Raw genomic sequence first — 26,282 nt, 5'->3', positions numbered from 1 at the left:
CAGGTTTCAAGCCAAAACCCTTGTGTTTGATTGTCCCTTTGACTGACATCACAGGATTGCCAATACTCATGGCAACTTGACGCTACCCGCACGGAACAAGGAACCACTCTTTGAAGCTGGAACTCAAGAACAGCTTGTCTGTGAAGTTGCTCCGGGTCGTGCTCCTCTCGGCATTGATCGTTGGCGTCGTCTTGAGCTGCGCCCAGATCGTGTTCGATGCCTACAAAACCAACCAGGCCGTCGCCAATGACGCCCAGCGTATCCTCGACATGTTCCGCGATCCTTCGACCCAGGCCGTCTACAGCCTGGACCGGGAAATGGGCATGCAAGTCATCGAGGGCCTGTTCCAGGACGAAGCCGTACGCATGGCTTCCATCGGCCATCCCCGCGAAACCATGCTCGCCGAAAAAGCCCGGCCTTTACAGCATTCCGGAAGCCGCTGGCTGACCGACCTGATCCTGGGCAAGGAGCGCACCTTCACCACGCAACTGGTGGGGCGCGGGCCCTACAGCGAATACTACGGCGACCTGAGCATTACCCTCGACACCGCCACCTACGGCGAAGGGTTCATTGTCAGCTCGGTGATCATCTTCATTTCCGGGATGCTGCGAGCCCTGGCCATGGGCCTGGTGCTGTACCTGGTCTATCACTGGCTGCTGACCAAGCCGTTGTCGCGGATCATCGAGCACCTGACCGAAATCAACCCCGATCGCCCCAGCGCACACAAGATCCCGCAGTTGCGCGGCCACGAGCAAAACGAGCTGGGCCTGTGGATCAACACGGCCAACCAACTGCTCGAATCCATCGAACGCAACACGCACCTGCGCCATGAAGCGGAAAACAGCCTGCTGCGAATGGCCCAGTATGACTTTCTCACCGGCCTGCCGAACCGCCAACAGCTTCAACAGCAACTGGACAAGATCCTGGTGGATGCCGGGCGCCTGCAACGCCGGGTGGCGGTGCTGTGTGTGGGGCTGGATGATTTCAAGGGCATCAACGAACAGTTCAGCTATCAGACCGGCGACCAGTTGCTGCTGGCCCTGGCCGATCGGCTGCGAGCCCACAGCGGTCGGCTTGGCGCACTGGCGCGGCTGGGAGGCGACCAGTTCGCCCTGGTCCAGGCTGACATCGAGCAGCCCTACGAGGCCGCCGAACTGGCCCAGAGCATCCTCGATGACCTGGAAGCGCCGTTCGCCATCGATGATCAGCAAATCCGCCTGCGGGCCACCATCGGCATCACCCTCTTCCCCGAAGACGGCGACAGCACCGAGAAACTGTTGCAGAAGGCCGAGCAGACCATGACCCTGGCCAAGAGTCGCTCGCGCAATCGCTACCAGTTCTACATCGCCAGCGTCGACAGCGAGATGCGCCGCCGTCGCGAACTGGAGAAAGACCTGCGCGAAGCCTTGGCCCGCGAGCAGTTCAGCCTGGTGTACCAACCGCAGATCAGCTACCGCGACCTGCGGATAGTGGGCACCGAGGCCTTGATCCGCTGGCACCACCCCGAACACGGCCTGGTGCCGCCGGACCTGTTCATTCCCCTGGCCGAGCAGAACGGCACCATCATCGCCATCGGCGAGTGGGTGCTGGACCAGGCGTGCAGGCAATTGCGCGAATGGCACGACCAGGGTTTCCTCGACCTGCGCATGGCAGTCAACCTGTCGACGGTGCAACTGCACCACGCCGAACTGCCACGGGTGGTGAACAATCTCCTGCAGATGTACCGGCTGCCGCCGCGCAGCCTGGAGCTGGAAGTCACCGAGACCGGCCTGATGGAGGACATCACTACCGCAGCCCAGCACTTGTTGAGCCTGCGCCGCTCCGGGGCGCTGATCGCCATTGATGACTTCGGCACCGGCTATTCGTCCCTGAGCTACCTCAAGAGCCTGCCGCTGGACAAGATCAAGATCGACAAGAGCTTCGTCCAGGACCTGCTCGACGACGAGGACGACGCAACCATCGTCCGGGCCATCATCCAATTGGGCAAGAGCCTGGGGATGCAGGTCATTGCCGAGGGCGTCGAGACGGTCGAGCAGGAAGCCTACATCATCGCCGAGGGCTGCCACGAAGGTCAGGGCTACTACTACAGCAAACCGCTGCCCGCCCGGGAATTGAGCGCTTACCTGAAGCAGGCCGAACGCAGCAAGGTTTCCATCATCTGATCCCTCTTCCGCGCGCCAGCCCCTGTAGGCGCTGGCAAAACCTGCGATCCTTGGTTGCTCGCGCCACACTGAGCGTCCAGGGCCAGATCGCAGCCTCTCTGTGCTCGACATTGCCTGCGGACGTTGCCGAAGAGCAGCGATCACATCATTAAATAAGAAATATTTACAACCATAACGCTTTACACATAATGCAAATCTTTCGCATTATGTCGCAGTTTTTGCGCACCCTCGCGCCTGTCCCATCCATCACCGAAGCAGGATGTTCGCCATGATTCGTATGCCCCTGGCTACCGCCAGTCTGCTGGCCATCGCTATTTCCCTCGCCGGTTGCGGCGAAGGCAAAGACAAAGCCGCCGCGCCGCAAGCGCCAACGCCGGCCGCCAGCACCGCGGCACCGGTCGCCCCTGCTGCCGCCGGCAAAGTCGACGAAGCCGCGGCCAAGGCCGTTGTCGCGCACTATGCCGACATCGTCCACGCCGTCTACAGCGATGCCGAATCCACCGCGAAAACCCTGCAAACCGCCGTCGACGCGTTCCTGGCCAAGCCGAACGCCGAAACCCTGAACGCCGCCAAGGCTGCCTGGGTCGCCGCACGCGTACCGTATCTGCAAAGCGAAGTGTTCCGCTTCGGCAACACCATCATCGACGACTGGGAAGGCCAAGTGAACGCCTGGCCCTTGGACGAGGGCCTGATCGACTACGTCGACAAATCCTACGAGCACGCCTTGGGCAACCCGGGCGCCAGCGCCAACATCATCGCCAATACCGAAGTCCAGGTTGGCGAAGACAAGGTCGATGTCAAAGACATCACCCCGGAAAAACTCGCCAGCTTGAACGAGCTGGGCGGTTCCGAGGCCAACGTCGCCACCGGCTACCATGCCATCGAATTCCTGCTGTGGGGCCAAGACCTCAACGGTACCGGCCCGGGCGCCGGCAATCGCCCGGCTTCGGATTACCTGGAAGGCGCCGGCGCCACGGGCGGTCACAACGACCGCCGTCGTGCCTACCTCAAGTCCGTGACCCAGTTGCTGGTCAATGACCTGCAGGAAATGGTCGGCAACTGGAAGCCGAACGTGGCAGACAACTACCGCGCCACCCTGGAAGCCGAGCCGGCCGAAAGCGGCCTGCGCAAGATGCTGTTCGGCATGGGCAGCCTCTCCCTGGGTGAACTGGCGGGCGAGCGCATGAAAGTGTCCCTGGAAGCCAACTCGCCTGAAGACGAGCAGGATTGCTTCAGCGACAACACCCACAACTCGCACTTCTACGATGCCAAGGGCGTTCGCAACGTGTACCTGGGCGAATACACCCGCGTCGACGGTACCAAAATGACCGGCGCAAGCCTGTCGTCCCTGGTGGCCAAGGCAGACCCGGCGGCGGACACCGCGCTCAAGGCCGACCTGGCCGATACCGAGGCCAAGATCCAGGTCATGGTCGATCACGCCAACAAGGGTGAGCACTACGACCAACTGATCGCCGCCGGCAACACCGCTGGCAACCAGATCGTGCGCGACGCCATCGCCGCACTGGTCAAGCAGACCGGTTCGATCGAACAGGCTGCGGGCAAACTGGGCATCAGCGACCTGAACCCGGACAGCGCTGATCACGAGTTCTGATCAACGCCGGCTGGCTGACGGTTAACGCAGCCAGCCAAGCCACAAAACCTGTGGGAGCGAGCTTGCTCGCGATTGGGGTCTTTCAGTCAACATTGATGTTGGCTGGTCTACCGCTATCGCGAGCAAGCTCGCTCCCACAGTGGTTTCCGGGGTTTCGAAAATGCGTGATCCGTCATCACTGCAACCCCGCCAGCCGCCCTTCGATAAACCGCCGTTCCGGCAATTGCTGCGTCAACTCAAGCGCGCGTCGGTACGCCGCCCTCGCCTCGTCCAATCGTCCCAGTTGACGACAGAATTCCGCCTGCGCCGAGTAGGCCAGGTGATAGTCGAGTAATTCCCCACGCCCCAGAATCGCCTCGACCAGGCGCAAGCCGACTTCCGGTCCGTCGCGCTTGGCCAGGGCAGCGGCGCGGTTGAGTTCGATCACCGGCGACGGCACGGTCCGCAGCAGCACATCATAAAGCCCGACGATCTGCGGCCAATCGGTCTGCTCGGCCGTCGGCGCTTCGGCATGCACCGCCGCAATCGCCGCTTGCAGGCAGTAAGGCCCGAACCGTCGGGTCTTCAGCGCGGCTTCCACCAACGCACAGCCTTCGGCAATCAGCTTGGCATCCCACAAGGATCGCGCCTGTTCATCCAGCAGGATCAGTTCGCCCGTCGAGGACGTTCGCGCCGGTCGCCGGGATTCGTGCAGCAGCATCAACGCCAGCAACCCCATGACCTCGGCCTCGGGCAGCAACTCCATCAGCAGGCGCCCGAGGCGGATGGCTTCGCGCGTCAGGTCTTCGCGGGTCAGCTCGGCGCCCATCGAGGCCGAATACCCTTCGTTGAACACCAGGTAGATCACCCGCAGCACGCTGTCCAGCCGCTCCGGCAGTTCCGCCCGGGACGGCACCTGATAGGGGATCCTGGCATCGCGGATTTTCGCCTTGGCCCGCACGATACGCTGGGCAATGGCCGCCGGGGCGGCGAGGAATGCCCGGGCGATTTGCTCGGTGGTCAGGTCGCAGACTTCCCGCAACGTCAGGGGCACCTGGGCATCAGCGGCCAGGGCCGGGTGGCAACAGGTAAAAATCAGCCGCAGGCGATCGTCCTCCACGTCTTCGTCACTCCACTGGCCCTGTTCCAGTTCCTCGAGCTGGGCGATCAACATCGGTTGGGACGCGGCGAAACGCGCCCGTCGGCGCAAACTGTCGATGGCCTTGAAACGCCCGGCAGACACCAGCCAGGCCCGCGGGTTTTCCGGCACGCCGTCGCGCTGCCAGCGCTCGACCGCAATGAAAAAGGCTTCGTGCAAGGCCTCTTCCGCGAGATCGAAGTCTCCCAACAGGCGAATCAGCGTCGCCAGAATCCGTCGCGAGTCTTGCCGATAAACCTGCTCGACCCGCGCCTTGACCGTGTCGACCGACATCAGTCGGGCATGCCTTGGGTCACCAGCGCTTCGAGCCGATCCAGGCTCTCGCCCCAACCCTCATGGAAGCCCATGGCCTCGTGTGCCTGGCGATCCTCCTCGCTCCAGTGCAGCGCACGGGCGGTGTAGCGGGTATTGTCACCCACCTCCTCCAGCAGCACTTCAGCGGTCATGAAGGCCTTGCCGGACGGAATCCAACCGGGCAGGAACGCATCGGTGAACACCAGGCGCTGCGAAGCGAGGATCTCCAGGAACACGCCCATGGTCGGGTACTCACTGCCATCGGGCGCACGCATCAGGGTGCGAAACTGACCACCGACCCACAGGTCCATTTCGCACTCCGGCGTGGTCATGCCGTGAGGCCCCCACCATTGGACCAGCAAGGCCGGCTCGGTCCAGGCGCGGAAGATCTTCTGGCGCGGGGCATCGATCACCCGGCTGATGGATAACGCATAAGGGGCAGTCGTGAGATTCATGAATGAAATCCTGTTTGTGCTTGTTGTTCAGGGGTTCAGTTGGCGTACCGGTCGCACTTCGACGCAGCCAACCCGGGCCGCCGGGATATGGCCGGCGACCTGGATGGCTTCGTTGAGGTCCTTGGCATCGATCAGGTAGAAGCCCGCCAGTTGCTCCTTGGTTTCGGCGAACGGGCCGTCGGTGATCGACAGCTTGCCACCGCGCATGCGCACCGTAGTAGCAGTCTGCACCGACTCCAGCGCCTCGGCGGCCAGCATGCGCCCACTGCCCTGGATCGATTCGGCATAGGCCATGCACTCGGCGTCCTCCGGGCTGTCAGGCGAATTGTGCAATGTGTGTTCGTTGCTATACACCAGGCATAGGTACTTCATGGAAAGCTCCGTGATCGGACTGATCAACTATGGACGGCTGGATGACGCTCGGCGAAAAAACCGACGATCAGGGTTGCAGGTCGAACAGCGCCGTCCCGGCCATCGGGTCGAACGGGGCGGACCAATGCTCATGGACGATCCGCCATTGTCCGGCTACACGCTGGTAGCAGGCCGTCACACGCATCCAGCAGGTTTGTTCCTCGCCTTTTTCGTTGGTGCCGCCGCAATAGGTCAGCCAGTGGGCAAAGGCGATGTTGTCGGCCGGGGTAATCTTGACCTGGTGAAAGTCGAATTTGTGCGGGCCGGGGCACATTTCCATGCAGGCTTGCCAATGGGCCCGGTAAGCGGCCTTGCCCTTGAATTGCAAGGCCTGGATGGCATCGAACGAGACGATGTCCTCGTCATAGAGCGCCATGACTTTTTTAACGTCCTTGGCCATGACGGCTTGGCGATAGGTGTCGATCAGGGCCTGGATTTCGGTTTCGGTGGTATTCATGGTGATTCTCCGCAGCGTTTTGTTGAAGACACCCTTTGTCGTTTGGAGAAACAGCGAATCGACAATCCAACAAAAATAATTCAAGGAAAAAAATTCGCTAGAATCCACGTCCTATCCTGCCGGCAGACCACGGACGTTTTTGTGACCGCTCAGCTCGTCCCCTACGAAGACCTGACCCCGCTGCAACGGGAACAGGTCACCGCCATCGAAATCCACCCCGAACAGATCAAGTTCGCCGGTGATATCCATGGCGCCCTGCACACGCTGCTGTCCAGGCCCGGCCCTGGGGTCAAAGGCTTTGCGTTATTGGTTGAGGAGGTTCCGGTGGCCTTCCTGCTGCTCAAACGCCCGCCGGTACTGCCCGCCTGGGCCAACGAACACAGCGCCACCCTGCACGCCCTGCAAGTCGACCACCGTGCCCAGGGCAAAGGTTATGGCAAGGCGTGCCTGCAGGCGCTGCCCGCCGTGGCGCGAGCCGCCTGGCCGGAAATCCGCGGGCTGGAACTCTCGGTCGACGCCGCGAATGACTCGGCCATCGGCCTGTACAACCGGATGGGTTGGGTCGACAGTGGCGAGGCCTACAGGGGCCGCATTGGTTATGAGCGGCGGATGGGGTTGGTGTTTTAACGAATCCCTGAAGGCTCCCACAGGGGAGCAACCTCGATCAGCTCGGCTTGAGCGGGATCCAGATTTCCAAGGTGCCTTCACCCGTCCTGGGATTGAAGTCTTCGCTGTAGCGCTCGAATTCAGGCTCATCCGCCGCTTCGTGACCGGAATGCGGCAGCCATTGCTCCCAGATGTACCGGAACGTGTCCGGCAGGTGTTTCAACGGCCCCTTGTGTTCGAAGACGGCGTAATGCCCTGGCTGGATTTCGATCCAGCGGTATTGCTCCGGCAAATCGTCGAGCCGGCTGATTTCCACGCCGGCGATGTATTCGAACCCACCCTCCCCATCCGGGTTGCAACACACGCCGTAGGTCACTTCATCTTTTTGCCCTGGCACCCTGCCGAGCCAGGGCAGGAACTTTTCCCAGAGCAAAGGGATATCGTGGGATGTGTCTTGGGTAAACCAGGCACCAAAGCCGGCGATCAGCTGAAAACGTCCCTGTTCAAAGCGTGGCACGGCTGTGTAATCGCGTTTTGGCTTTTCCATGCGGCAACACTCCAGCAAAACGTGAAGGCGGGCTTGGCAGTATAGAAGCCAAACCGTGATTGTCAGGACCGTTTCGCTTGTCAGACGCCAGGCAGGACGCCGGCCACGGTTTTCCCTACAAACTCGTTGTAGCCAGAAACAATCACGTACACCGCGAAATAACAGAAGATCGCAGCGGATGCCCAGTAGGAGTAACGCAACAGTTTATCCCCCAACAGTTTGCCACCCTGGGTCGCCGCCAGGCACAGGGCCGCACACCACAGCAGGCCGGCGCAGAGAAAACCACTGAGGAACAGCGCCGAGCTGAGCAGGGTTCCGCCGCCCGAACGAGCGATCAGCGTGCCGCCCACCGCCGCGAACCAGAGGATGGCGCTAGGCGATGACATGGCCAGGAAAATCCCGCGAAAGAACTCCTGGCGCGATGAGTTGCCCCGCACCTGGCCGGCTTCCACCAGCACAGCGCTGTGATAGATCGCCGAGTGGATCATCTTCGCCGCGAAATACAGCAACAGCACCGAACCACCCACCCACAGCACCCAGCGCACCGCCTCGTATTGCAACAGGACGGTCATGCCGGCCAGGGCCAGGACGGCGTAGACCAGGTCGCCCACGCAGGTACCCAGGCCCAGGGCGAAACCCTGGAAATAACCGCGCTGCATCGCCAGGGTAATCATCGCGATATTGGCCACGCCAATGTCCAGGCACAGCGAAAGGCTCAGCAGGAAGCCGCTGGAAAATTCCATCATTCATTCCATCAGGATTGGGTGAGACAGGTTCAACAAACCGCTGCGGCCATCGGTGGCGTCGCGACCAGGGCGACAGTGTCGTCGAAAATAGTTCGGCGCGGCTACTGGACAATCCGACATCCGCCCGATTATCTTGCGCCGCAGGCCACCGCAGTGGCCAACGTCGCTCGGACGGTTCCGGGCGCTCACGTATCTCGAGGCAACAATGGCCGAACAAGGTTCGCCGCGCCGCTTTGCGCGCATCGATCGACTCCCCCCCTACGTATTCAACATCACTGCCGAGCTGAAGATGGCTGCGCGTCGGCGCGGCGAAGACATCATCGACTTGAGCATGGGTAACCCCGACGGTGCCACACCCCCGCACATCGTGGAAAAACTGGTCACCGTCGCCCAGCGGGAAGACACCCACGGCTATTCCACCTCCAAAGGCATCCCGCGCCTGCGCCGCGCCATTTCGCGCTGGTACAAGGACCGCTATGAGGTGGACATCGACCCGGAAACCGAAGCTATCGTCACCATCGGTTCCAAGGAAGGCCTGGCCCACCTGATGCTGGCCACCCTGGACCAGGGCGACACGGTGCTGGTGCCCAACCCCAGCTATCCGATCCACATCTACGGTGCGGTCATCGCAGGCGCCCAGGTGCGTTCGGTGCCACTGGTGCCAGGGGTGGATTTCTTCGACGAACTGGAGCGGGCCATTCGCGGCTCGATCCCCAAGCCGAAGATGATGATCCTCGGCTTCCCCTCCAACCCCACCGCCCAGTGCGTGGAGCTGGATTTCTTCGAACGGGTCATCGCCCTGGCCAAACAGTACGACGTGTTGGTGATCCACGACCTGGCCTACGCCGACATCGTCTATGACGGCTGGAAAGCCCCGTCGATCATGCAGGTGCCCGGCGCGAAAGACATCGCCGTGGAATTCTTCACCCTGTCCAAGAGCTACAACATGGCCGGCTGGCGCATCGGTTTCATGGTGGGCAACCCGGAACTGGTCAGCGCCCTGGCGCGGATCAAGAGCTACCACGACTACGGCACCTTCACCCCCCTGCAAGTGGCCGCCATCGCTGCCCTGGAGGGCGACCAGCAATGCGTGCGCGACATCGCCGAGCAGTACCGCCAGCGCCGCAACGTGCTGGTCAAAGGCCTGCATGAGCTGGGCTGGATGGTGGAAAATCCCAAGGCGTCGATGTACGTCTGGGCCAAGATTCCCGAAGCCTATGCGCACCTGGGCTCGTTGGAATTTGCCAAGAAGCTGCTGGCCGAAGCCAAGGTCTGCGTCTCGCCGGGGGTGGGGTTCGGGGAATATGGGGATGATCACGTGCGCTTTGCACTGATCGAGAACCAGGACCGGATTCGCCAGGCGGTGCGTGGGATCCGTGGGATGTTTCGGGCGGATGGATTGGTAAGCAAACCTAACGCCTGATCTGAAACCAACGGTGGGAGTAGGCTCCCGCCCTGGCTCTACTGATCACCGAAACCAGTGTGGGAGCGAGCTTGCTCGCGATAGCGGTACAACAGTCAGCGGAGTATCGACTGTAAGTACGCCATCGCGAGCAAGCTCGCTCCCACAATGGGTTATATGTGCTCGGTTATACCACCAGCGACAGCAGCAGGATAAAGATCAATCCCACCACCGACAGGATGGTTTCCATCGCGGTCCAGGTCTTGAAAGTCTCGGCCACGGTCATGTTGAAGTACTGCTTGACCAGCCAGAAACCCGCGTCGTTGACGTGGGACAGGATCAACGAACCGGCGCCGGTCGCCAGCACCAGCAGCTCACGGTTCACACCCGGCATCATCCCCACCACCGGCACCACGATACCGGCACCGGTAATGGTCGCCACCGTCGCCGAACCTGTGGCGATACGGATCACGGCGGCCACCAGCCACGCCAGCAGGATCGGCGAGATCTGCGCACTCACCGCCATGTGACCGATCACATCGCCCACACCGCTGGTGACCAGCATCTGCTTGAAGCCACCACCGGCACCGATGATCAGGATGATCGCGGCGGTCGGTGCAAGGCTGGCGTCCAGCCATTTGAGCATCTGGCTGGAGCCGATGCCTTGCTTGTAGCCAAAGGTGTACAGCGACAGCAGCAATGCCAGCAGCAACGCCGAGATCGGGTGACCGATCATGTCCATCCAGGCGCGGAAGAGGTTGCCGTCCGGCAGCGCCACGTCAGCGAAGGTCTTGAGCAGCATCAGGAACACCGGCGACAGCACGGTGATCAAGGTGATGCTGAAGCTTGGCAGCTCGGCGGCGTTCGTCTCGCGAGCCAGTTGGTCCACCAGTTCCTGGTTAGGATGGCCGGGGATGTGCTTGGCAATGAACGTACCGAAGATCGGGCCGGCAATGATGGCGGTCGGCAACGCGACGATCAGGCCATAGAGAATGGTCTTGCCGATGTCAGCACCGAACACGCCAATCGCCAGCAGCGGCCCCGGGTGCGGCGGCACCAGGCCGTGGACAGCGGAAAGACCGGCCAGCAACGGGATACCGATCTTGATGATCGACACGCCGGTGCGACGGGCAACGATGAACACCAACGGGATCAGCAGCACGAAGCCGATTTCGAAGAACAGCGGGATGCCCACCAGGAAGGCGGCGAACATCATCGCCCACTGCACCTTGTCCTTGCCGAAGGCGCGGATCAGGGTCTGGGCGATCTGATCGGCCCCGCCCGACTCGGCCATCATTTTGCCGAGCATCGTGCCCAGCGCCAGGATGATGCCGACAAAGCCCAGCACGCCACCGAAGCCGTCCTGGAACGCCTTGATGATGGTGCCGGTCGGCATGCCCGACGTCAGGCCGAGGAACGCGGCGGCGATGGTCAGCGCAATGAACGGGTGGAATTTGAACTGGGTGATGAGGACGATGAGTCCGATCACCGTGACCACTGCATCAAGCAGCAGGAACGTCTCGTGGGACATGCCGAACATGGGAGGTGTCTCCTGATTTGTTGTTGTTATTGAAGCAGTTATTAATGAGCCGTCGGGACAGCGCTATCTTTCTGACGCAAAATTTTTGAAACTCAGCTGGCCAGCTTCAAACCGTGGGCCAACCACCAGACGTAAGCTTGGTGGGCCAGTTCATCAACGCTGTGGCTGGACGCGTCCAGGGCCAGGGTCAGGGGCTCGCCGACAGGGGATTCAAGGGTGGCGAACTGGCTGTCGATCAGGGTCGACGGCATGAAATGGCCCGGACGATGGGACACACGATCGGCGGCCACTTCGGGGGTCAATTCGAGGAATACGAAGCCCAGGCCCGGCAAGGCGCTGCGCAGACGCTCGCGATAACTGTGCTTGAGGGCCGAACAGGTCAACACCGGGCGCTCGCCCGTGGCGTCGACACGGCGCAACTCGTCGCACAGGCTGTCGAGCCAGCCGGCACGGTCGTCGTCGTTCAAGGGGATACCGGCGCTCATCTTCTGGATGTTGGCCGCGGGGTGGAAGGTGTCGCCTTCGATGGCGGTGGCGCCGCTCAATTGGCACAGGGCCTGGCTGACGCACGTTTTGCCGCAACCGGCAACGCCCATGATGACCAGGGCGGTGATGGGATTGTTCATGTAACACCTCAGCGCGCAGACAGCGCTACCTTTGCCAGTTATGACACCGCAGCAAAAGCAGAAGTTGCCGACGCCTTCTTGTCATTTTTGTGGTTGCAGCATGTTCGTTCACGACGCCAACGGAGGAGGGATCAGGCAACCCCCCTTCAACGCATTGCAGCGGCGCCGAGACAGCGCTACCTTAGTGCCTTGATTTTTGTTTGGCAAGCCGCCCTGATGACCGCCCCTAAAAACGATAAGAATACCCGCACCACCGGTCGCCCCACGCTCAATGAAGTCGCGCGCCTGGCCGGTGTCAGCCCCATCACCGCCTCCCGTGCCCTGCGCGGCGTCAGCACCGTTGCTTCGGATCTGGTGGAAAAAGTCCGCCAGGCCGCCGTGGCGCTCAACTACGTCGTCAATCCCGCCGCCCGCGCCCTGGCGTCGGCCCAGAGCCATTCGGTGGTGGTGCTCGTGCCGTCGCTGTCCAACCTGTTGTTCATCGACACCCTGGAAGCCATTCATCGGGTCCTGCGACCCAAGGGCTTCGAAGTGGTGATCGGCAATTACCACTACTCCCGGGACGAGGAAGAAGACCTGTTGCGCAACTACATGGCCTATCAGCCACGGGGGTTGCTGTTGACCGGTTTCGACCGCACCGAAAGTGCCCGACGCATGATCGAGGCCAGCAACATCCCCTGTGTGTACATGATGGAACTGGACCCCGGCGCGGGGCTCAACTGCGTCGGTTTCTCCCAACTCAAGGCCGGCGAAACAGCAGCAGAGCACTTGATTTCCAAGGGCCGCAAGCGCCTGGCCTACATCGGCGCGCAGTTGGACCAACGCACCCTGTTGCGTGGCGAAGGCTTTCGTCGCGCCCTGCAGAAAGCCGATGTGTATGACCCGGACCTGGAACTGCTGACCCCGCGCCCATCATCGGTGGGCCTGGGTGGCGAATTGTTCCTGCAAATGCTCGACAGCCACCCGGACGTCGATGCGATTTTCTTCGGCAACGACGACCTGGCCCACGGCGCCCTGTTCGAAGCACTGCGCTGCGGCATCAAGATCCCCGAGCAGGTCTCGGTCCTGGGCTTCAACGACCTGCCCGCCTCGGCCCACATGGTGCCGCGCCTGAGCAGCATCAGCACGCCACGGGAAGCCATCGGGCGTCGCGCTGCCGAACAGATGCTGACGCTGATGGCCGGCAACCGCATCGCCCAGCCGGTAGTGGACATGGGCTTCGAGCTCAAGGTTCGCGAAAGCACCTGAGACCCCGGCACGATGCGGTCGACCCATGCCGACGAACGGCAAGGATTGGCCGCCCCGCTCGCCACGCGCTTGTCCACACCCCTTGGAAAATATGGGCCCGCGAAGGCGGCATGGGAATTGCTCCTGCCCATCCCTCAGCCATTATCTGCGAGGTGTGCGTCATGTTGGTCAGTGCCAAACAGCGAGCGATGCTCTTGCCGCTCAAACGTCCGGGCGAGGACCCCACCGCCGAAGCCGCCAGCGGCCTGCAAAGCGCCGCATTGCAGGCGTTGCGCGATAACGTCCAGGCCCGGGCCAGCCAGGGCAGTACCCAGGTCCAGGACTCCTTCACCCGACAAGCCACGCAACAGGTCAATGCCGCCACTGCCATCAGCGACAAGGTGGATGAGGCGTTCGCCAAGACGCGCGTGCAATTGCAGACCGTTGCCTCGTCAATGCCCACGACACTGGGCGGCTCCGCCACGGCAGAGTTCAAGGACTACATGAGCAAGACGCCCGAAGAACGCCTGCGCGACAGCATTCTCGAAGAGATGGGCATTACCGAGGAAGAGTTCGAGGCGATGCCGCCCGAAAAGCAGATGGCGATCAGCCAGGAGATTGCCCAACGCATGCAGGACAAGTCGGCGATGGCCCAAGTGGAAAAGGCCCAGCAGAGCCGCACGGGCGACAAAGCCTCGGCCACGGACATGTTTCTCGCCTCGCTTTGAGCCTCGGCCCATCACGAAGCGTTTGAGCTGGGGCGACCACCCAGCTCAAACCTGAGGCCCGCCGAGGCGATACCGGCTCAATGACCGAACAGGTTCACCTTCTTGGCCTTTTTGTCGGCGCGCTTTTCATCGGCGGTCTTCGCCGGTTTCTTCTTTGCCGCTTTTTTTGAATCCATGCCTTTGGCCATGATACGTACTCCAGTCATAAGGGACGTGAAGTCAGGTATACACCTATCGCCGCAGGCATGTTCTTTTATAATTGCCCTCCCCTCACCGCACGCTGACTTTGCCATGCCCCAGATCCACTACACGCTGCTCGATGAACCGTTGTGGCCGCTGATGAACAAGTTCTATCGCGCCCATCAGTCCTCGATGAAAGCGGTGCGTGACGCACAGCTGTGGGTGGCACGGCGCGATGAGATCGTCGCAGCCTTGTGCTTGCGACCAGTGTCGGGTGGGCATTGGTTGACGGGGTTATTCGTCGACCCGGCGTACCGCGTCCAGGGCATTGCGGCACGGTTGATCGCCGAAGCGGTGAACGGCGTGAATGAGCCGGTGTGGCTGTTCTGCCACCCGGACTTGCGCGGTTTTTATGAGCGACGTGGTTTCAGCTTCGACCCCGAGCTGCCCTATGCGATGGCTGAGCGCCTGAGCCGGTATGCCCGGAGCAAGCCGATGATTGCGATGGGGTTGGAACCTAAAACACAATCCTGAAATGCAATGCAGTCCAATGTGGGAGCGAGCTTGCTCGCGATGGCGTCAGGTCAGTTGCATCAATGGTGGCTGGCACACCGCTATCGCGAGCAAGCTCGCTCCCACAAGGGTTGTGTCGGTTATGAGTCAATCGCCGGCCGTGGGGTCCAGGTCCGGGAACATCACTTCGGTAAAGCCGAACTTGCTGAAATCAGTGATGCGCGACGGGTACAAGCGCCCGATCAGGTGATCGCACTCGTGCTGCACCACCCGCGCATGAAAACCCGACGCGAAACGCACGATGGGCTCACCCTTGGGATCGAAGCCTTCGTAGCGGATGTGCGAGTAGCGCTCGACCGCACCGCGCAGGCCCGGCACCGACAGGCAGCCTTCGAAGCCCTCTTCCATCTGCGGGCCCAGCGGGGTGATCAGCGGGTTGATCAGGATGGTCTGGGGCACGGCCTCGGCGTCGGGGTAACGTTCGCTGTGCTCGAAGCCGAAAATCACCAGTTGCAGGTCCACCCCGATCTGCGACGCTGCCAGGCCGACACCGCCGACACTTTCCATGGTCTGGAACATGTCGTCGATCAATTGCCACAACTCTGGACTGTCGAACATGTCGACGGGCACTGGCGGGGCGATGCGCAGCAGGCGTTCGTCGCCCATTTTCAGGATTTCACGGATCATGGTCGGGCTTCATCAGGGTGGGTGTGAGGGATGGAATGGTCGCGCCCCAGGCCCGACACGTGCTGCTTTTCGTGCTCGCCCGCGCTCTTTTCACCAGGGTCCTTGCCCTCGGTGGACATGTGCTCGATCACTGCATTCATCTCCGCACCGAGCAACAGCACCGCCGAAGAAATATAGAAATACAGCAACAACACGATGATCGCGCCGATGCTGCCATACATGGCGTTGTAGTTGGCAAAGGTCTTGACGTAAAACGCGAAGCCCAGGGACGCGATGATCCACACCACCACCGCCAGTACCGACCCCGGCGTGATGAAGCGAAACTCTTGCTTGACGTCGGGCATCACGTAATAGATCAGCGCCACGGCCACCATCAGCAAGAACACGATCACCGGCCAACGCACGATCGTCCAGAGCGTGACGATGAACGCCTCCAGGCCGACCTGGGCCGCGATCCAGCCCATCACCTGCGGCCCGAGCACCATCAGCGCCGCAGCGGCCAGCAACATGCCGGCGATGCCGACTGTGTAGAAGATCGACAACGGAAAGCGCTTCCAGGCCGGACGGCCTTCCACCACATCGTAGGCGGCGTTCATCGCGCTCATCATCAGCCGCACGCCCGCCGAAGCAGTCCACAAGGCAATGACGATACCCACCGACAACAGGCCGCCCTTGGATTGCTGGAGCTGGTCGATCACCGGGTTGACCTGCTCCAGGGCCTGGGGCGGCAGCACCAGTTCCGATTGCAGGCGCAGCCAGGAGAAGAAGTCCGGCAGGTGCAGGAAACCGATCAAGGCGATCAGGAAGAGGATGAAGGGGAACAGCGAAAACAGCATCTGGTAGGCCAGTGCCGAGGCGTAGGTCGACATCTCGTCGTCGAGAAACTCGGTCACGGTGCGCATCATCACACGATGCAAAGGTAAGCCTTTCAAGGCTGGAAACATCATGTGCGTCTCCTTTCGCCGCAAAAAAGGAAGGTCGCCTGGCGACTCATGGGGTTGTTATCCAAGACAAAGTACCCTGTTTGGCGACTTTGGAACAATTTCCCCGATGCAAGTTCGAGCCGACATGAAAACGGCCACCCGCAGATGGCCGTCCCAATCGCGCTTCAACAGGCGGGTCAGGCCTCGTCGATGCCTTTCTTGAGCGCATCCTTGGCCTTGCCCGCCGTTTGTTGGGCCTCGCCTTTTTTCTCCTGGACCACGCCCTCGGCGCGCATGCGGTCATTGTCGGTGGCCTTGCCGACGCCTTGCTTGATGTTGCCAACGGCTTCGTTGGCAGCGCCCTTCACTTTGTCGCTCGTGCTACCCATGATGTCTCTCCTGTGAAAAACGGTACGAAAAGTCATTACATAAGGGTTGACCGGGGCCGTTTGCGGGGAGTTTCATTTTTTTCAGCGGCCATTTCATCGTCGAATGCAGGTTGCACTTTATGTTTGCCGATCAACCCCCGAGAATGCCCTACGTATTCAGGCCACGGCCCGAAGATCCAACCCCGTAGGAACGTTATGAAACTCGATAAAAAGCAGGCCATCGCCCGCAGGAACCAGGAACTGGGTGGCGCCGTACTGGGTGTCAACAATTGCCACTTCAGCGAATTGAACCGCAACCGCAACATCTTCTGGTTCGATATCCCCGTGGCGCGCCTGGCCATCGGTCAATACGAATGGATCCACCTGCTGCTGCACACGCCGGCCACCGATGAGCTGCTGCACCTGAAAGTGCCAACGGTGTTCCTGCGCGAAAAGATGGAAGGCCTGGAAGTGCGCAACCAGGGCAAGCGCAAGGCCGCCCTGAGCCTGGAATTGAGTGCCGACAAGGATTCCTACCTGCAAGACATGCGGCCGGGAGGCACCAACCTGGATTTTGCACAGTTCCGGTTGTAACCGGACCCGGGAAGCACCGGTTCCCTGTGGCGAGGGGATTTATCCCCGCTGGGGTGCGAAGCGGCCCTCGCTTTTTGGGTCTGCTGCGCAGCCCAGCGGGGATAAATCCCCTCGCCACAAAGGCGGTCTCGCTCAGGTGATCGCCCAACAAAAAGCCCCGCTTCTGCGGGGCTTTTGTCTACACGCTTTTACTTCTTCACACCCAGCTTCCTGAGCTCTTCATCCCGCAACTCGCGCCGCAGGATCTTGCCCACGTTGGTGGTCGGCAAGGCGTCGCGGAACTCCACGGCCTTGGGCACCTTGTAGCCGGTGACGTTGGCGCGCATGTGCTCCATCACCTGTTCCTTGGTCAACGTCACACCCGGCCGCGCAACGATGAAGATCTTGATCGCCTCGCCAGACTTCTCGTCCGGTATGCCGATGGCCGCGCATTGCAGCACGCCAGGCAAGGTTGCCAGCACATCTTCCAGCTCGTTGGGGTACACATTGAAGCCGGAGATCAGGATCATGTCTTTCTTGCGATCGACGATGCGCATGTAGCCGTCCGGCTGGATCAGCGCAATATCGCCGGTCTTGAGCCAGCCTTCGCTGTCGAGGATCTCGTCGGTGGCGTCCTGGCGCTGCCAGTAGCCTTTCATGACCTGCGGGCCTTTCACGCACAACTCGCCAATTTCGCCCAACGGCTGCTCGACGCCCGCGTCATTGATCACCTTGCACAGCGTCGACGGCACGGGAATGCCGATGGTGCCGATCTGGATGTTCTGGATCGGGTTGACGGTGGCCACCGGGCTGGTTTCGGTCATGCCATAGCCTTCGCAGATCGGGCAACCGGTGACCGCTTTCCAGCGCTCGGCTGCAGCGAGTTGCAGGGCCATGCCGCCGGACAGGGTGACTTTCAAGGCCGAGAAGTCCAGCTTGCGGAAGGCTTCGTTATTGCACAGCGCCACGAACAACGTATTGAGGCCGACGAACCCGCTGAACTTCCATTTCGACAGCTCCTTGACCATCGCCGAGAGGTCACGCGGGTTGCTGATCAGGATATTGTGGTTGCCGATCAGCATCATCGCCATGCAATGAAAAGTGAAGGCATAGATGTGGTACAGCGGCAGTGGCGTGATCAGTACCTCACACCCTTCATTGAGGTTGGAACCCATCAGCGCCTTGCACTGCAGCATGTTCGCCACCAGGTTGCGATGGGTGAGCATCGCGCCCTTGGCCACGCCGGTGGTGCCACCGGTGTACTGCAGCACGGCGACATCGTCGCTGGTGGGGTTGGCTTCGTTCACGGGCTGGCCGTGGCCTTTGCTCAGCACGTCGTTGAACTTGACGGCCTTGGGCAAGTGATAGGCCGGGACCATCTTCTTGACGTACTTGATCACACTGTTGATCAACAGGCGCTTGAGCGGTGGCAACAGGTCGGCGACTTCGGTGACGATGACGTGCTTGACGCCCGTCTTCGGTACTACGGCCTCGGCCAGGTGAGCCATGTTCGCCAGGCATACCAGCGCCTTGGCACCGGAGTCGTTGAACTGGTGTTCCATTTCCCGTGCGGTATACAACGGGTTGGTGTTGACCACGATCAGCCCGGCACGGATCGCACCGAACACGGCCACCGGGTACTGGAGGACGTTGGGCAGTTGCACGGCGATTCGATCGCCCGGCTGTAAATCGGTATGCTGTTGCAGGTACGCGGCAAACGCCCCGGACAACTCGTAGAGCTCACCGTAGGTGATCGTCTTGCCGAGGTTGCTGAATGCCGGCTTGTTGGCAAAGCGTTGGCAGGACTGCTTCAACACCGCCTGAATATTCGGATACTCGTCTGGATTGATGTCGGCAGCAATCCCAGCTGGGTACTTATCCTTCCAAAAGTCTTCGATCATGGAAGCCCACTCCTCAGCAACGCGAATTCTCACCGCATTTGATGCGATTATTATTGGTGTGTGTTTATTGGTGAATCTGGCTTGAATCAAGGCCGAGAAGTCACAAAAGCGCGCCGAGAGTAGCAGCTTTGCCGGGGGTCGCCTAGAGCCAAAAACAACCCCTACAGTCACAAACATGACTTATGACCAATCAATGGTCATTTTTAGAGTAAAAATTCAAAACCTTGCTGATATCGCTCCGAATACACAAAAAATTTGTGGGAGCGAGCTTGCTCGCGATGGCGGTGTATCAGCTCACATCTCTGTCACTGACATGCAGCCATCGCGCGCAGGCTCGCTCCCACAGGGTTCCATGAGGCATGGGTACGTCAGGCGATATCCCGCAACTCCCGCCGCAGGATCTTGCCCACCGGGGTCATTGGCAACGACTCCCGAAGCACGATGTGCTTGGGAATCTTGTAGCCGGTGAAGTTCTCCTTGCAGTAGGCCTTGAGTTCTTCAAGGCTGACCCCGGCCTCCCGCGCCACCACGAACAGCTTCACCGCCTCCCCCGAACGCTCGTCCGGCACACCGATCACCGCGCAGTTGGCTACCTTGGGATGAGCCATCACCACGTCTTCGATCTCGTTGGGGTACACATTGAAACCCGAGACGATGATCATGTCCTTCTTGCGGTCGACGATGCGCACGAAACCGTCCGGGTCGATCACCGCGATATCGCCAGATTTGAACCAGCCCTCGCTGTCCAGCACTTCGGCCGTGGCCTCAGGCTTGTTCCAGTAGCCCTTCATGATCTGCGGGCCCTTGATGCACAATTCGCCACGCTCGCCCAGGGGCTGCTCGACGCCATCGTCGTTGATCACTTTCATCAGCGTGCCCGGCACCGGCATCCCCACCGTGCCCAATCGGGATTTGCCGCCATAAGGGTTGGCACTCGCCACCGGCGAGGTTTCGGTCAGGCCATACCCCTCGGTAATGCCACAACCGGTGATCTGCTGCCAGCGCTCGGCGGTGGCCTTGATCAACGCGGTGCCGCCGGAGTTGGTGACCTTGAGGTGGGAAAAATCCAGGGTCTTGAAATCCGGATGATCCATCAACGCCACGAACAGCGTATTGAGCCCCAGCAGTAGCGAGAAACGCCAGTTCTTCAGCTCCTTGATGAAGCCGCCGATGTCCCGCGGATTGGTGATCAGCACGTTGTGGTTGCCGGTCACCATCATGCACATGCAGTTCGCCGTGAATGCGTAGATATGGTACAGCGGCAGCGGCGCGATCATGACCTCCTGGCCTTCGCGCAGCAGTGGATGACCATCATCGCCGAGCTGCCCCAGGCAGGCCCGGGCCTGCTGCATGTTGGCCACCAGGTTGCCGTGGGTCAGCATCGCGCCCTTCGCCAATCCGGTGGTGCCACCGGTGTATTGCAGCACGGCAATGTCGTCGAGGCTGACCTGCAACGGGCGGATGCCCTGGCCACGCCCCAAACGCAAGGCGCTCTTGAAGGAAATGGCCTGGGGCAGCGAATAGGCCGGGACCATTTTCTTGACCTTGCTCACCACCGTATTGACCAGCCAGCCCTTGGCGGCGGGCATCAGGTCGCCCATCTTCGCTTCGATCAGGTACTGCAGGTCCGTATCGGGCAACACCTCCTGGACTTTCTGCCCGAACATGTTCAGGTACACCAACGCCCGGGCACCGGAGTCCTTGAACTGATGACGCATTTCCCGCGCGGTGTACAGCGGGTTGGTATTGACCACGATCAGCCCGGCGCGCAACGCACCGAACACGGCGATCGGGTATTGCAGGACATTGGGCATCTGCACCGCGATACGATCGCCCGGCACCAGGTCGGTATGGGCCTGCAGGTAACCGGCGAAGGCTGCGCTGTGGCGCTCGAGTTCGGCATACGTGAGGGTCACCCCCATGTTGCTGAACGCCGGGCGATCGGCGAATTTCTTGCAGGAACGCTCGAACACCTCGATCACCGACTTATAGGCCCCGAGATCGACATCCAGGGGCACGCCGGCCGGGCGCTTGTCATTCCAGAAATCAGGCTGCATTGTTTTTGTCCTCTTTACCTGAGCATATCCGGGCCGCGTCTGTCTCGCTTGCAGAGGCGGAGCTCTTGGGACACTAGCAGCTATGGTCAATCAGGCAAATATGGCAACCTGCGTCATAGATTGTGTGAATCTTCTTGCCTAGTGGTCTGTGGGGTTGGTTCGTCAGTTCAAATTCGGAAGTTGACTGACAGAACCGACCCCACAGACCACTAAAGCGTGGCCTGATCAGGCGAGACGCAGTGGATGCGCTATACAATGCAGCGACGCTGCACAAAAGGAATCGCCATGATCCACCAAACCGCCTGGCTGACCGCGACCGACCACAGCCGCCTGTTCGTCAACCAGTGGCTGCCCGAAACCGCCCCGTTGGCGGTGATCATGCTGGCCCACGGCATGGCCGAACACAGCGGCCGCTACGCCCGCCTGGCCCAGGCCCTGTGCGACGAAGGCTATGGTGTCTACGCGATGGACCTGCGCGGCCATGGCAAGACCGGCCAGGAAGCGATCCTCGGCCATTTTGCCGACGAGGACGGCTGGGCCAAGGTCGTGGGCGACCTGGCCAGCCTCAACCATCACATCGGCCAGCAGCATCCTGATACGCCCATCCTGCTGCTGGGCCACAGCATGGGCAGCTACATCGCCCAGGGTTACCTGCTGCATCACAGCGCCAGCCTGCATGGGGCGATTCTCAGCGGTTCGAACTTCCAGCCGGTGGCGCTCTACCGCAGCGCTCGCCTGATCGCTCGCTTCGAACGCCGGCGCCAGGGTGCGACGGGGCGCAGCGCGCTGATCGAGTGGCTCTCGTTCGGCAGTTTCAACAAGAAGTTCAAACCGACACGTACCCCCTTCGACTGGCTCAGCCGTGACCCGGCCGAAGTCGACAAGTACGTCCATGACCCGCTGTGTGGCTTTCGCTGCACCAATCAACTGTGGGTCGACCTGCTCGGCGGCTTGCAGCAAATCAGCAAAGCGTCCAATCTCGCCCAGATCGATCCGGGCCTGCCCTTGCTGGTGATCGGTGGCGAATGTGATCCAGTGAGCGAAGGCAAGCGTCTGAAGGATCTGGCCGACGCCCTGCGCAAGGCCGGCAGCCAGCACCTGCAATTGACGATTTACCCGCAGGCCCGGCACGAATTGTTCAACGAAACCAACCGCGATGAAGTGACCGCTGACGTGCTGGCCTGGATTGCCAAGGCCTTGAACCACAAGCGGCCGCCACGCAGCGAGTAGGCTTGCAGCGTTTTCCTTTACTCCACAGGATCTGAAACAGATGACCCAGGTTACCAATACCCCTTACGAAGCCCTCGAAATCGGCCAGACCGCCAGCTACAGCAAGACCGTCGAGGAACGCGACATCCAGCTGTTCGCAGCGATGTCGGGCGATCACAACCCGGTGCACCTGGACGCCGAATTCGCTGCGGCAAGCATGTTCAAGGAGCGCATCGCCCATGGCATGTTCAGTGGCGCCCTGATCAGCGCGGCGGTGGCGTGCGAGCTGCCTGGGCCAGGCACGATCTATATCGGCCAGCAGATGAGCTTCCAGAAACCGGTGAAGATCGGCGACACCCTGACCGTGCGCCTGGAGATCCTGGAAAAACTGCCGAAGTTCCGCGTGCGCATCGCCACCCGCGTATTCAACCAGCGCGACGAACTGGTGGTGGACGGCGAAGCCGAAATCCTCGCCCCGCGCAAGCAGCAGACTGTGACCTTGCCGACGCTGCCGGCGATCACCGTCGGCTGATCCGCCGGGCGCCCTGCCGAGTGACCTGTGGCGAGGGGATTTATCCCCGTTGGGCTGCGCAGCAGCCCCATGGTTGACCGCCCAATCAGCCTGGCGCACCGGGTTGTATTGGCTTGGGGGCTGCTACGCAGCCCACCGGGGATAAATCCCCTCGCCACAGCAAACCCCTTCTCCATCACCCGTGCATGTTGTCATTGAAGCGCCTCCTTCACCTGCACACTCGCCGTCATCCCGGCGCTCAGGTTCACCCCTTCCGGCACCTTGTCCAACTTGATCCGCACCGGGATCCGCTGGGCCAGGCGCACCCAGTTGAACGTCGGCTCGACCTCCGCCAGCAACTGCGCATCGGGGTTGGTGTTGCGGTCGGTAATGCCGCGGCTGATGCTTTCGACATGGCCCTCCAGCGCGTGGCCGGCGCTCATCAGCCAGATCTTGACCGGATCGCCCACACGAATCCTCGGCAACTTGGTTTCTTCGAAATAGGCCTGCACATAGAACGTCGAGTCGTCGATCAGCGCCATGACCGGCTGCCCGGCATTCACGTAGTTGCCTTCGGCCAGGCGCAGGTTGGTGATGTGCCCGCTGCGGGGGGCCAGGACCTGGCTGCGAGCCAGGTTGAGCTCGGCGACCTTGGCCTCGGCCTGGGCTTCGCGCAGTTCGCCTCGGGCGATGCCGGCGTTGATCTGGGCGTTTTCCCGCAATTCGGCACTGATGGCCTGGGGGCCCAGGGCGGCGCGGCGGCTGGCTTCGTGTTCGCGCAGGCTCAGTTGCTGCTGGCGTGTCTGGACCACGGCCCGGGCCTTCTCCAACGCCGCCTCGAAACGCTCGCGGTCGATGCTCAGCAATAGATCACCGGCCTTGACCTGCTGGTTATCCACAGCCTTGAGCTCACGCACCCAGCCCGACACGTCGGGAGCGATCACCACCACGTCGGCGCGGATCCGCGCATCGCGGGTCCAGGGCGTGAGCATGTAGTACTGCCACAAGTGAAAGCCGGCGAAGATCGCCACGGCCACCATGCACAGCGTGACGGCGACACGTACGGAGGTACGCATGTTCAACTCCTATAGCGGCCCGAGGACCACGGTAATGACGGTCAGGACACAGACATACAGGGCGCAGTCGAACAAGGCTTCATGCCAGATCCAGCGCCCGGCCGGCACCAGGCTGAGCAACAGGCGCAACGCGCCGGTCACCAGCAAGGCCAGCACCACATAAATCAGGAACGGGCTGAGCAACACCCCACCCATCGACCACTCACGCAAGCCCATGGCTGTGCTCCCGTCGTTCAGGTTCGTGCTGGCGGCACCAGGCGCGCCAGCTGTTTTGCAATTGCACCACCGCGCCTTGGGCCAGCTTCAGTGCATCACTGGGTGGCTGGGTCGACAACACGGTCAGGAACTCGACGCTCGCCGAGGCCAGCGCATCGACCTGGTCACCGGCCGGGCCGCGTTCGAGCACCTGCTCCAGCGCTTCGAAATAACGGCGCTGCGCCCGGGTATCGGGCACTTGTGCGACGGCCAGGCTCAGGCGCAGATGCAACAGCTCATCGCCAATGTCCAGGCCCAGCAAGCCATCATCCCAACGGCTTCGCGCCTGCACCGGCAATTCAGGGTAATGCCTGGCCAGTTGCAACAGCCGGTCGGCCATGCGCCCACCGAACCAGCTCTCGGCGCCTTGCAGGCGGCGATGGGTCAGGCGCACCAGGTCGTGGAGGGTCGCGGCCAGCAGGCGACGGCTGTGCCAGGCCGGGTTACGCAGGATCAGCAGATTGAAGGCCAGCACCGCCGCGCCAACGCCGATCATCATGGCCTGGGCGTTGTTGAAGAACGCCGCGACGTCATATTTCATGGCATTGAGCGGTGAAATCAGTACCACGAAATGCAGGCAGAACGACGTCGCCGTAGCAAATATCTGCGGCTTGGCCATGCCCAATGCCCCGAAAAACAACGGCACGCCCATGGCCAGGCACAGCATCGCAAAACTGCTCCATTGCGGGAGTATGAGTTCGCCGATCACGAACGCCGTCGGCACAGCCAAGAAGATGCCTCGCAGAAAACTCATGCCGATCTGCGCGCCGTTTTCGCGACTGGCGAACAGGCTGCACACCACGCAGGTCAGCACCAGCGCCCCCGATGCAGCAGGCCACGCGGTCGCCAGCCAGAAACAAGCCACTGCCAGGAACGCCAGGGCGCTGCGCGCGCCGAAGACCATCGCCAGGGACAGATCGCGATGGGGCGTCAAGGTCCGTGGGGGATCCGCCGCTTCCCTGCCCTCCTGCACCGCCGTCAAGGCTGCGCAGGCGGCCAGGGCGGTATCGAGCAACAAGGCGAACCGTGCCAGGCAGTAACTTTGCGCCGCACTGATCTGCGGGTCGTGGGACGCATCCCATACCCGGGGACGCAAGGCTTGCAGGGTCGCACTGTCAGCGTCGAGGGCTTGCTGCACCTCGCTCATCCACGGCTGGAGAGCCTCGGCCTCCTCGGGGTCGAGCTGTTTCCACTGCCGACGCACCGAGCGTGAAAGGCGCAGCAGCATCAGCAATTTCTGGCTCAAACCGCTGATGGCCCGGGCTCGCTGCCGGCCACGGCGGCCCTCGAACCAGGCATGTTCGCGCTGGGCATCCACCGCGACGATCCTGCCAAGAATTTCCAGCAGCCCTTTACGGGCCTGGGCATCGCCCGCCAGGGTCGCACGGGCGGCCTGCATGCCACTTTGCCAGGCAGCCAAGGCTTGACCGGCCAATTGCCGCTCGACCCGCAACGGCCAGAGCAAGGCACTGGCCGCCGTGGCGCAGACGATGCCCAGGCTGATCTCGGTGCAGCGCGCCACCGCTTGGTCAAACACCCCCAGCGGATGGGAAATGGCCGGCAGGGCAATGATCGCCACCGTGTAGCCGGCCAACACGAATGAATACGACCAGGCACTGCGCAGCAGCGTCGAACAAGCCGTGCAAAGACCCAGCCAGAGCGCCAGGGCCAACAGGAACAACCAGGGCGCCTGGGCAAACAGCCCCATGAACACCACCGACATGACAGTGCCCACCAACGTGCCGACCAAACGCGCCAGCCCCTTTTGCACCACCATCCCGGACAATGGCTGGGCGACGATGATCGCGGTCATCAATGCCCACGACGGCTGCTCCAGCCCCCAGCGCAACGCCAGCCATAACGCCAACCCGGCGCCAAGCACCGTCTTGATGGCGAACTGCAAAGCGAGGCGGTCGGGGGCGAACAAGGCCTGGAAAGTAATGGGCACGCGAAAAACTCTTTGGGGGACGCCAGTAACAATAGATGCAATGCAGGGGGGATAGGCGATGCAATTATTAGCTAGCTACCTATTAGAGTCCAGAGTTGATTATTGATGGATTCAACAACACACCTTTGCT

General features: G+C 61.5%; 26 protein-coding genes. 10 read left to right on the top strand and 16 right to left on the bottom strand.

Annotation, left to right across the window (positions count from 1 at the left end; all coding sequences use genetic code 11):
- The first annotated feature begins 110 nt into the window (after positions 1 to 110).
- Complete coding sequence (locus tag ACMTA2_RS07695; RefSeq protein ID WP_413794372.1) at positions 111 to 2,162, top strand: putative bifunctional diguanylate cyclase/phosphodiesterase; 2,052 nt, start codon at positions 111 to 113, stop codon at positions 2,160 to 2,162.
- A gap of 268 nt (positions 2,163 to 2,430) precedes the next feature.
- Positions 2,431 to 3,774 (top strand): imelysin family protein, encoded by a 1,344-nt coding sequence (locus tag ACMTA2_RS07690; RefSeq protein WP_413794371.1) that lies wholly within the window; start codon positions 2,431 to 2,433, stop codon positions 3,772 to 3,774.
- A 175-nt stretch (positions 3,775 to 3,949) separates the two neighbouring features.
- Here the strand turns inward: ACMTA2_RS07690 and ACMTA2_RS07685 are convergent, their stop codons facing one another.
- The 4 genes from ACMTA2_RS07685 to ACMTA2_RS07670 all read right to left on the bottom strand — a co-directional run bounded on the left by ACMTA2_RS07685 (position 3,950) and on the right by ACMTA2_RS07670 (position 6,529).
- A complete protein-coding gene (locus ACMTA2_RS07685; RefSeq protein WP_413794370.1) occupies positions 3,950 to 5,185 on the bottom strand; it encodes an RNA polymerase sigma factor in 1,236 nt (411 codons plus the stop codon).
- A complete protein-coding gene (locus ACMTA2_RS07680; RefSeq protein ID WP_413794369.1) occupies positions 5,185 to 5,661 on the bottom strand; it encodes an SRPBCC family protein in 477 nt (158 codons plus the stop codon). The genes ACMTA2_RS07685 and ACMTA2_RS07680 overlap by 1 nt, the downstream gene beginning before the upstream one ends.
- A 27-nt stretch (positions 5,662 to 5,688) precedes the next feature.
- On the bottom strand, positions 5,689 to 6,033 hold the full coding sequence (locus ACMTA2_RS07675) for a YciI family protein (protein ID WP_413794368.1): 345 nt from the start codon (positions 6,031 to 6,033) through the stop codon (positions 5,689 to 5,691).
- A gap of 67 nt (positions 6,034 to 6,100) precedes the next feature.
- Positions 6,101 to 6,529: a YybH family protein gene (locus tag ACMTA2_RS07670; protein ID WP_413794367.1), complete on the bottom strand. Its 429-nt coding sequence runs from the start codon at positions 6,527 to 6,529 to the stop codon at positions 6,101 to 6,103.
- Between the two features lie 141 nt (positions 6,530 to 6,670).
- On the opposite strand from ACMTA2_RS07670, the gene ACMTA2_RS07665 reads away from it, so the two are divergent.
- The gene (locus ACMTA2_RS07665; protein ID WP_413794366.1) at positions 6,671 to 7,156 is read left to right on the top strand and encodes a GNAT family N-acetyltransferase; all 486 of its coding nucleotides are present in this window, start codon (positions 6,671 to 6,673) and stop codon (positions 7,154 to 7,156) included.
- A 37-nt stretch (positions 7,157 to 7,193) separates the two neighbouring features.
- Here ACMTA2_RS07665 and ACMTA2_RS07660 read toward each other — a convergent pair whose 3' ends face one another.
- Together ACMTA2_RS07660 and ACMTA2_RS07655 are read right to left on the bottom strand one after the other, a co-directional pair.
- Complete coding sequence (locus ACMTA2_RS07660; RefSeq protein WP_413794365.1) at positions 7,194 to 7,682, bottom strand: GyrI-like domain-containing protein; 489 nt, start codon at positions 7,680 to 7,682, stop codon at positions 7,194 to 7,196.
- Positions 7,683 to 7,762: 80 nt separating this feature from the next.
- Positions 7,763 to 8,425: a LysE family translocator gene (locus ACMTA2_RS07655; protein ID WP_413794364.1), complete on the bottom strand. Its 663-nt coding sequence runs from the start codon at positions 8,423 to 8,425 to the stop codon at positions 7,763 to 7,765.
- A gap of 208 nt (positions 8,426 to 8,633) precedes the next feature.
- Between ACMTA2_RS07655 and alaC the strand changes: the two genes are divergently transcribed.
- On the top strand, positions 8,634 to 9,851 hold the full coding sequence (gene alaC / locus ACMTA2_RS07650) for an alanine transaminase (protein WP_413794363.1): 1,218 nt from the start codon (positions 8,634 to 8,636) through the stop codon (positions 9,849 to 9,851).
- 166 nt (positions 9,852 to 10,017) lie between these two features.
- Here the strand turns inward: alaC and ACMTA2_RS07645 are convergent, their stop codons facing one another.
- Both ACMTA2_RS07645 and ACMTA2_RS07640 read right to left on the bottom strand, forming a co-directional pair.
- Positions 10,018 to 11,370, bottom strand: coding sequence for a GntP family permease (locus ACMTA2_RS07645; protein ID WP_413794362.1), 1,353 nt, complete (start codon positions 11,368 to 11,370; stop codon positions 10,018 to 10,020).
- A gap of 92 nt (positions 11,371 to 11,462) precedes the next feature.
- Positions 11,463 to 11,996, bottom strand: a complete 534-nt coding sequence (locus tag ACMTA2_RS07640) for a gluconokinase (protein WP_047701855.1) — start codon at positions 11,994 to 11,996, stop codon at positions 11,463 to 11,465.
- A gap of 216 nt (positions 11,997 to 12,212) precedes the next feature.
- Between ACMTA2_RS07640 and gntR the strand changes: the two genes are divergently transcribed.
- From gntR to ACMTA2_RS07625, 3 genes are all read left to right on the top strand, one after another.
- Positions 12,213 to 13,244 (top strand): HTH-type transcriptional regulator GntR, encoded by a 1,032-nt coding sequence (gene gntR / locus ACMTA2_RS07635; protein ID WP_413794361.1) that lies wholly within the window; start codon positions 12,213 to 12,215, stop codon positions 13,242 to 13,244.
- 161 nt (positions 13,245 to 13,405) lie between these two features.
- On the top strand, positions 13,406 to 13,951 hold the full coding sequence (locus ACMTA2_RS07630; protein WP_413794360.1) for a hypothetical protein: 546 nt from the start codon (positions 13,406 to 13,408) through the stop codon (positions 13,949 to 13,951).
- A 291-nt stretch (positions 13,952 to 14,242) separates the two neighbouring features.
- A complete protein-coding gene (locus ACMTA2_RS07625; RefSeq protein ID WP_413794359.1) occupies positions 14,243 to 14,665 on the top strand; it encodes a GNAT family N-acetyltransferase in 423 nt (140 codons plus the stop codon).
- A gap of 126 nt (positions 14,666 to 14,791) precedes the next feature.
- Here the strand turns inward: ACMTA2_RS07625 and def are convergent, their stop codons facing one another.
- The 3 genes from def to ACMTA2_RS07610 form a co-directional block, all read right to left on the bottom strand.
- On the bottom strand, positions 14,792 to 15,331 hold the full coding sequence (gene def / locus ACMTA2_RS07620; protein ID WP_413794358.1) for a peptide deformylase: 540 nt from the start codon (positions 15,329 to 15,331) through the stop codon (positions 14,792 to 14,794).
- On the bottom strand, positions 15,328 to 16,278 hold the full coding sequence (locus ACMTA2_RS07615) for a YihY/virulence factor BrkB family protein (RefSeq protein WP_413794357.1): 951 nt from the start codon (positions 16,276 to 16,278) through the stop codon (positions 15,328 to 15,330). Before ACMTA2_RS07615 ends, def begins: the two co-directional genes overlap by 4 nt.
- Positions 16,279 to 16,451: 173 nt before the next feature.
- Complete coding sequence (locus tag ACMTA2_RS07610; RefSeq protein WP_413794356.1) at positions 16,452 to 16,643, bottom strand: CsbD family protein; 192 nt, start codon at positions 16,641 to 16,643, stop codon at positions 16,452 to 16,454.
- 195 nt (positions 16,644 to 16,838) lie between these two features.
- On the opposite strand from ACMTA2_RS07610, the gene ACMTA2_RS07605 reads away from it, so the two are divergent.
- On the top strand, positions 16,839 to 17,216 hold the full coding sequence (locus ACMTA2_RS07605; RefSeq protein ID WP_030139341.1) for a hypothetical protein: 378 nt from the start codon (positions 16,839 to 16,841) through the stop codon (positions 17,214 to 17,216).
- A gap of 188 nt (positions 17,217 to 17,404) precedes the next feature.
- Here the strand turns inward: ACMTA2_RS07605 and fadD1 are convergent, their stop codons facing one another.
- Both fadD1 and fadD2 read right to left on the bottom strand, forming a co-directional pair.
- The gene (fadD1, locus tag ACMTA2_RS07600) at positions 17,405 to 19,096 is read right to left on the bottom strand and encodes a long-chain-fatty-acid--CoA ligase FadD1 (protein WP_413794355.1); all 1,692 of its coding nucleotides are present in this window, start codon (positions 19,094 to 19,096) and stop codon (positions 17,405 to 17,407) included.
- 368 nt (positions 19,097 to 19,464) lie between these two features.
- Positions 19,465 to 21,153 carry a long-chain-fatty-acid--CoA ligase FadD2 gene (gene fadD2, locus ACMTA2_RS07595; protein WP_413794354.1) on the bottom strand — a complete coding sequence of 563 codons (1,689 nt, stop codon included), beginning with the start codon at positions 21,151 to 21,153 and terminating at the stop codon, positions 19,465 to 19,467.
- 285 nt (positions 21,154 to 21,438) lie between these two features.
- Here fadD2 and ACMTA2_RS07590 point away from each other — a divergent pair, with 285 nt between their 5' ends.
- Both ACMTA2_RS07590 and ACMTA2_RS07585 read left to right on the top strand, forming a co-directional pair.
- The gene (locus tag ACMTA2_RS07590; protein WP_413794353.1) at positions 21,439 to 22,383 is read left to right on the top strand and encodes an alpha/beta hydrolase; all 945 of its coding nucleotides are present in this window, start codon (positions 21,439 to 21,441) and stop codon (positions 22,381 to 22,383) included.
- Between the two features lie 40 nt (positions 22,384 to 22,423).
- The gene (locus ACMTA2_RS07585; RefSeq protein WP_014336929.1) at positions 22,424 to 22,894 is read left to right on the top strand and encodes a MaoC family dehydratase; all 471 of its coding nucleotides are present in this window, start codon (positions 22,424 to 22,426) and stop codon (positions 22,892 to 22,894) included.
- A gap of 191 nt (positions 22,895 to 23,085) precedes the next feature.
- Here ACMTA2_RS07585 and ACMTA2_RS07580 read toward each other — a convergent pair whose 3' ends face one another.
- The 3 genes from ACMTA2_RS07580 to ACMTA2_RS07570 are packed head-to-tail and all read right to left on the bottom strand — an operon-like array spanning position 23,086 to position 26,152.
- A complete protein-coding gene (locus ACMTA2_RS07580; protein ID WP_413794352.1) occupies positions 23,086 to 23,949 on the bottom strand; it encodes an efflux RND transporter periplasmic adaptor subunit in 864 nt (287 codons plus the stop codon).
- 9 nt (positions 23,950 to 23,958) lie between these two features.
- Entirely contained in the window at positions 23,959 to 24,165 is a 207-nt protein-coding gene (locus tag ACMTA2_RS07575) for a DUF1656 domain-containing protein (protein WP_053119123.1), read from the bottom strand.
- The gene (locus ACMTA2_RS07570; protein WP_413794351.1) at positions 24,152 to 26,152 is read right to left on the bottom strand and encodes an FUSC family protein; all 2,001 of its coding nucleotides are present in this window, start codon (positions 26,150 to 26,152) and stop codon (positions 24,152 to 24,154) included. Before ACMTA2_RS07570 ends, ACMTA2_RS07575 begins: the two co-directional genes overlap by 14 nt.
- Positions 26,153 to 26,282 lie beyond the last annotated feature (130 nt).

The organism is Pseudomonas medicaginis, from assembly GCF_965119365.1.
GTDB lineage: Bacteria > Pseudomonadota > Gammaproteobacteria > Pseudomonadales > Pseudomonadaceae > Aquipseudomonas.
The sequence above is the reverse complement of the archived record's forward strand: the minus strand, read 5'-3'. Positions and strand labels throughout refer to the sequence as shown.

What these genes read in the sequence shown, in the direction of transcription:
- ACMTA2_RS07630 (WP_413794360.1), top strand. Translation starts at nt 13,406, where the DNA reads ATGTTGGTCAGTGCCAAACAGCGAGCGATGCTCTTGCCGCTCAAACGT.
- ACMTA2_RS07580 (WP_413794352.1), bottom strand. Translation starts at nt 23,949, where the DNA reads ATGCGTACCTCCGTACGTGTCGCCGTCACGCTGTGCATGGTGGCCGTG.
- ACMTA2_RS07575 (WP_053119123.1), bottom strand. Translation starts at nt 24,165, where the DNA reads ATGGGCTTGCGTGAGTGGTCGATGGGTGGGGTGTTGCTCAGCCCGTTC.
- ACMTA2_RS07680 (WP_413794369.1), bottom strand. Translation starts at nt 5,661, where the DNA reads ATGAATCTCACGACTGCCCCTTATGCGTTATCCATCAGCCGGGTGATC.
- ACMTA2_RS07615 (WP_413794357.1), bottom strand. Translation starts at nt 16,278, where the DNA reads ATGATGTTTCCAGCCTTGAAAGGCTTACCTTTGCATCGTGTGATGATG.
- alaC (WP_413794363.1), top strand. Translation starts at nt 8,634, where the DNA reads ATGGCCGAACAAGGTTCGCCGCGCCGCTTTGCGCGCATCGATCGACTC.
- fadD2 (WP_413794354.1), bottom strand. Translation starts at nt 21,153, where the DNA reads ATGCAGCCTGATTTCTGGAATGACAAGCGCCCGGCCGGCGTGCCCCTG.
- ACMTA2_RS07610 (WP_413794356.1), bottom strand. Translation starts at nt 16,643, where the DNA reads ATGGGTAGCACGAGCGACAAAGTGAAGGGCGCTGCCAACGAAGCCGTT.
- ACMTA2_RS07655 (WP_413794364.1), bottom strand. Translation starts at nt 8,425, where the DNA reads ATGGAATTTTCCAGCGGCTTCCTGCTGAGCCTTTCGCTGTGCCTGGAC.
- ACMTA2_RS07690 (WP_413794371.1), top strand. Translation starts at nt 2,431, where the DNA reads ATGATTCGTATGCCCCTGGCTACCGCCAGTCTGCTGGCCATCGCTATT.
- ACMTA2_RS07625 (WP_413794359.1), top strand. Translation starts at nt 14,243, where the DNA reads ATGCCCCAGATCCACTACACGCTGCTCGATGAACCGTTGTGGCCGCTG.
- def (WP_413794358.1), bottom strand. Translation starts at nt 15,331, where the DNA reads ATGATCCGTGAAATCCTGAAAATGGGCGACGAACGCCTGCTGCGCATC.
- gntR (WP_413794361.1), top strand. Translation starts at nt 12,213, where the DNA reads ATGACCGCCCCTAAAAACGATAAGAATACCCGCACCACCGGTCGCCCC.
- ACMTA2_RS07605 (WP_030139341.1), top strand. Translation starts at nt 16,839, where the DNA reads ATGAAACTCGATAAAAAGCAGGCCATCGCCCGCAGGAACCAGGAACTG.
- ACMTA2_RS07590 (WP_413794353.1), top strand. Translation starts at nt 21,439, where the DNA reads ATGATCCACCAAACCGCCTGGCTGACCGCGACCGACCACAGCCGCCTG.
- ACMTA2_RS07645 (WP_413794362.1), bottom strand. Translation starts at nt 11,370, where the DNA reads ATGTTCGGCATGTCCCACGAGACGTTCCTGCTGCTTGATGCAGTGGTC.
- ACMTA2_RS07640 (WP_047701855.1), bottom strand. Translation starts at nt 11,996, where the DNA reads ATGAACAATCCCATCACCGCCCTGGTCATCATGGGCGTTGCCGGTTGC.
- fadD1 (WP_413794355.1), bottom strand. Translation starts at nt 19,096, where the DNA reads ATGATCGAAGACTTTTGGAAGGATAAGTACCCAGCTGGGATTGCTGCC.
- ACMTA2_RS07675 (WP_413794368.1), bottom strand. Translation starts at nt 6,033, where the DNA reads ATGAAGTACCTATGCCTGGTGTATAGCAACGAACACACATTGCACAAT.
- ACMTA2_RS07685 (WP_413794370.1), bottom strand. Translation starts at nt 5,185, where the DNA reads ATGTCGGTCGACACGGTCAAGGCGCGGGTCGAGCAGGTTTATCGGCAA.
- ACMTA2_RS07585 (WP_014336929.1), top strand. Translation starts at nt 22,424, where the DNA reads ATGACCCAGGTTACCAATACCCCTTACGAAGCCCTCGAAATCGGCCAG.
- ACMTA2_RS07660 (WP_413794365.1), bottom strand. Translation starts at nt 7,682, where the DNA reads ATGGAAAAGCCAAAACGCGATTACACAGCCGTGCCACGCTTTGAACAG.
- ACMTA2_RS07670 (WP_413794367.1), bottom strand. Translation starts at nt 6,529, where the DNA reads ATGAATACCACCGAAACCGAAATCCAGGCCCTGATCGACACCTATCGC.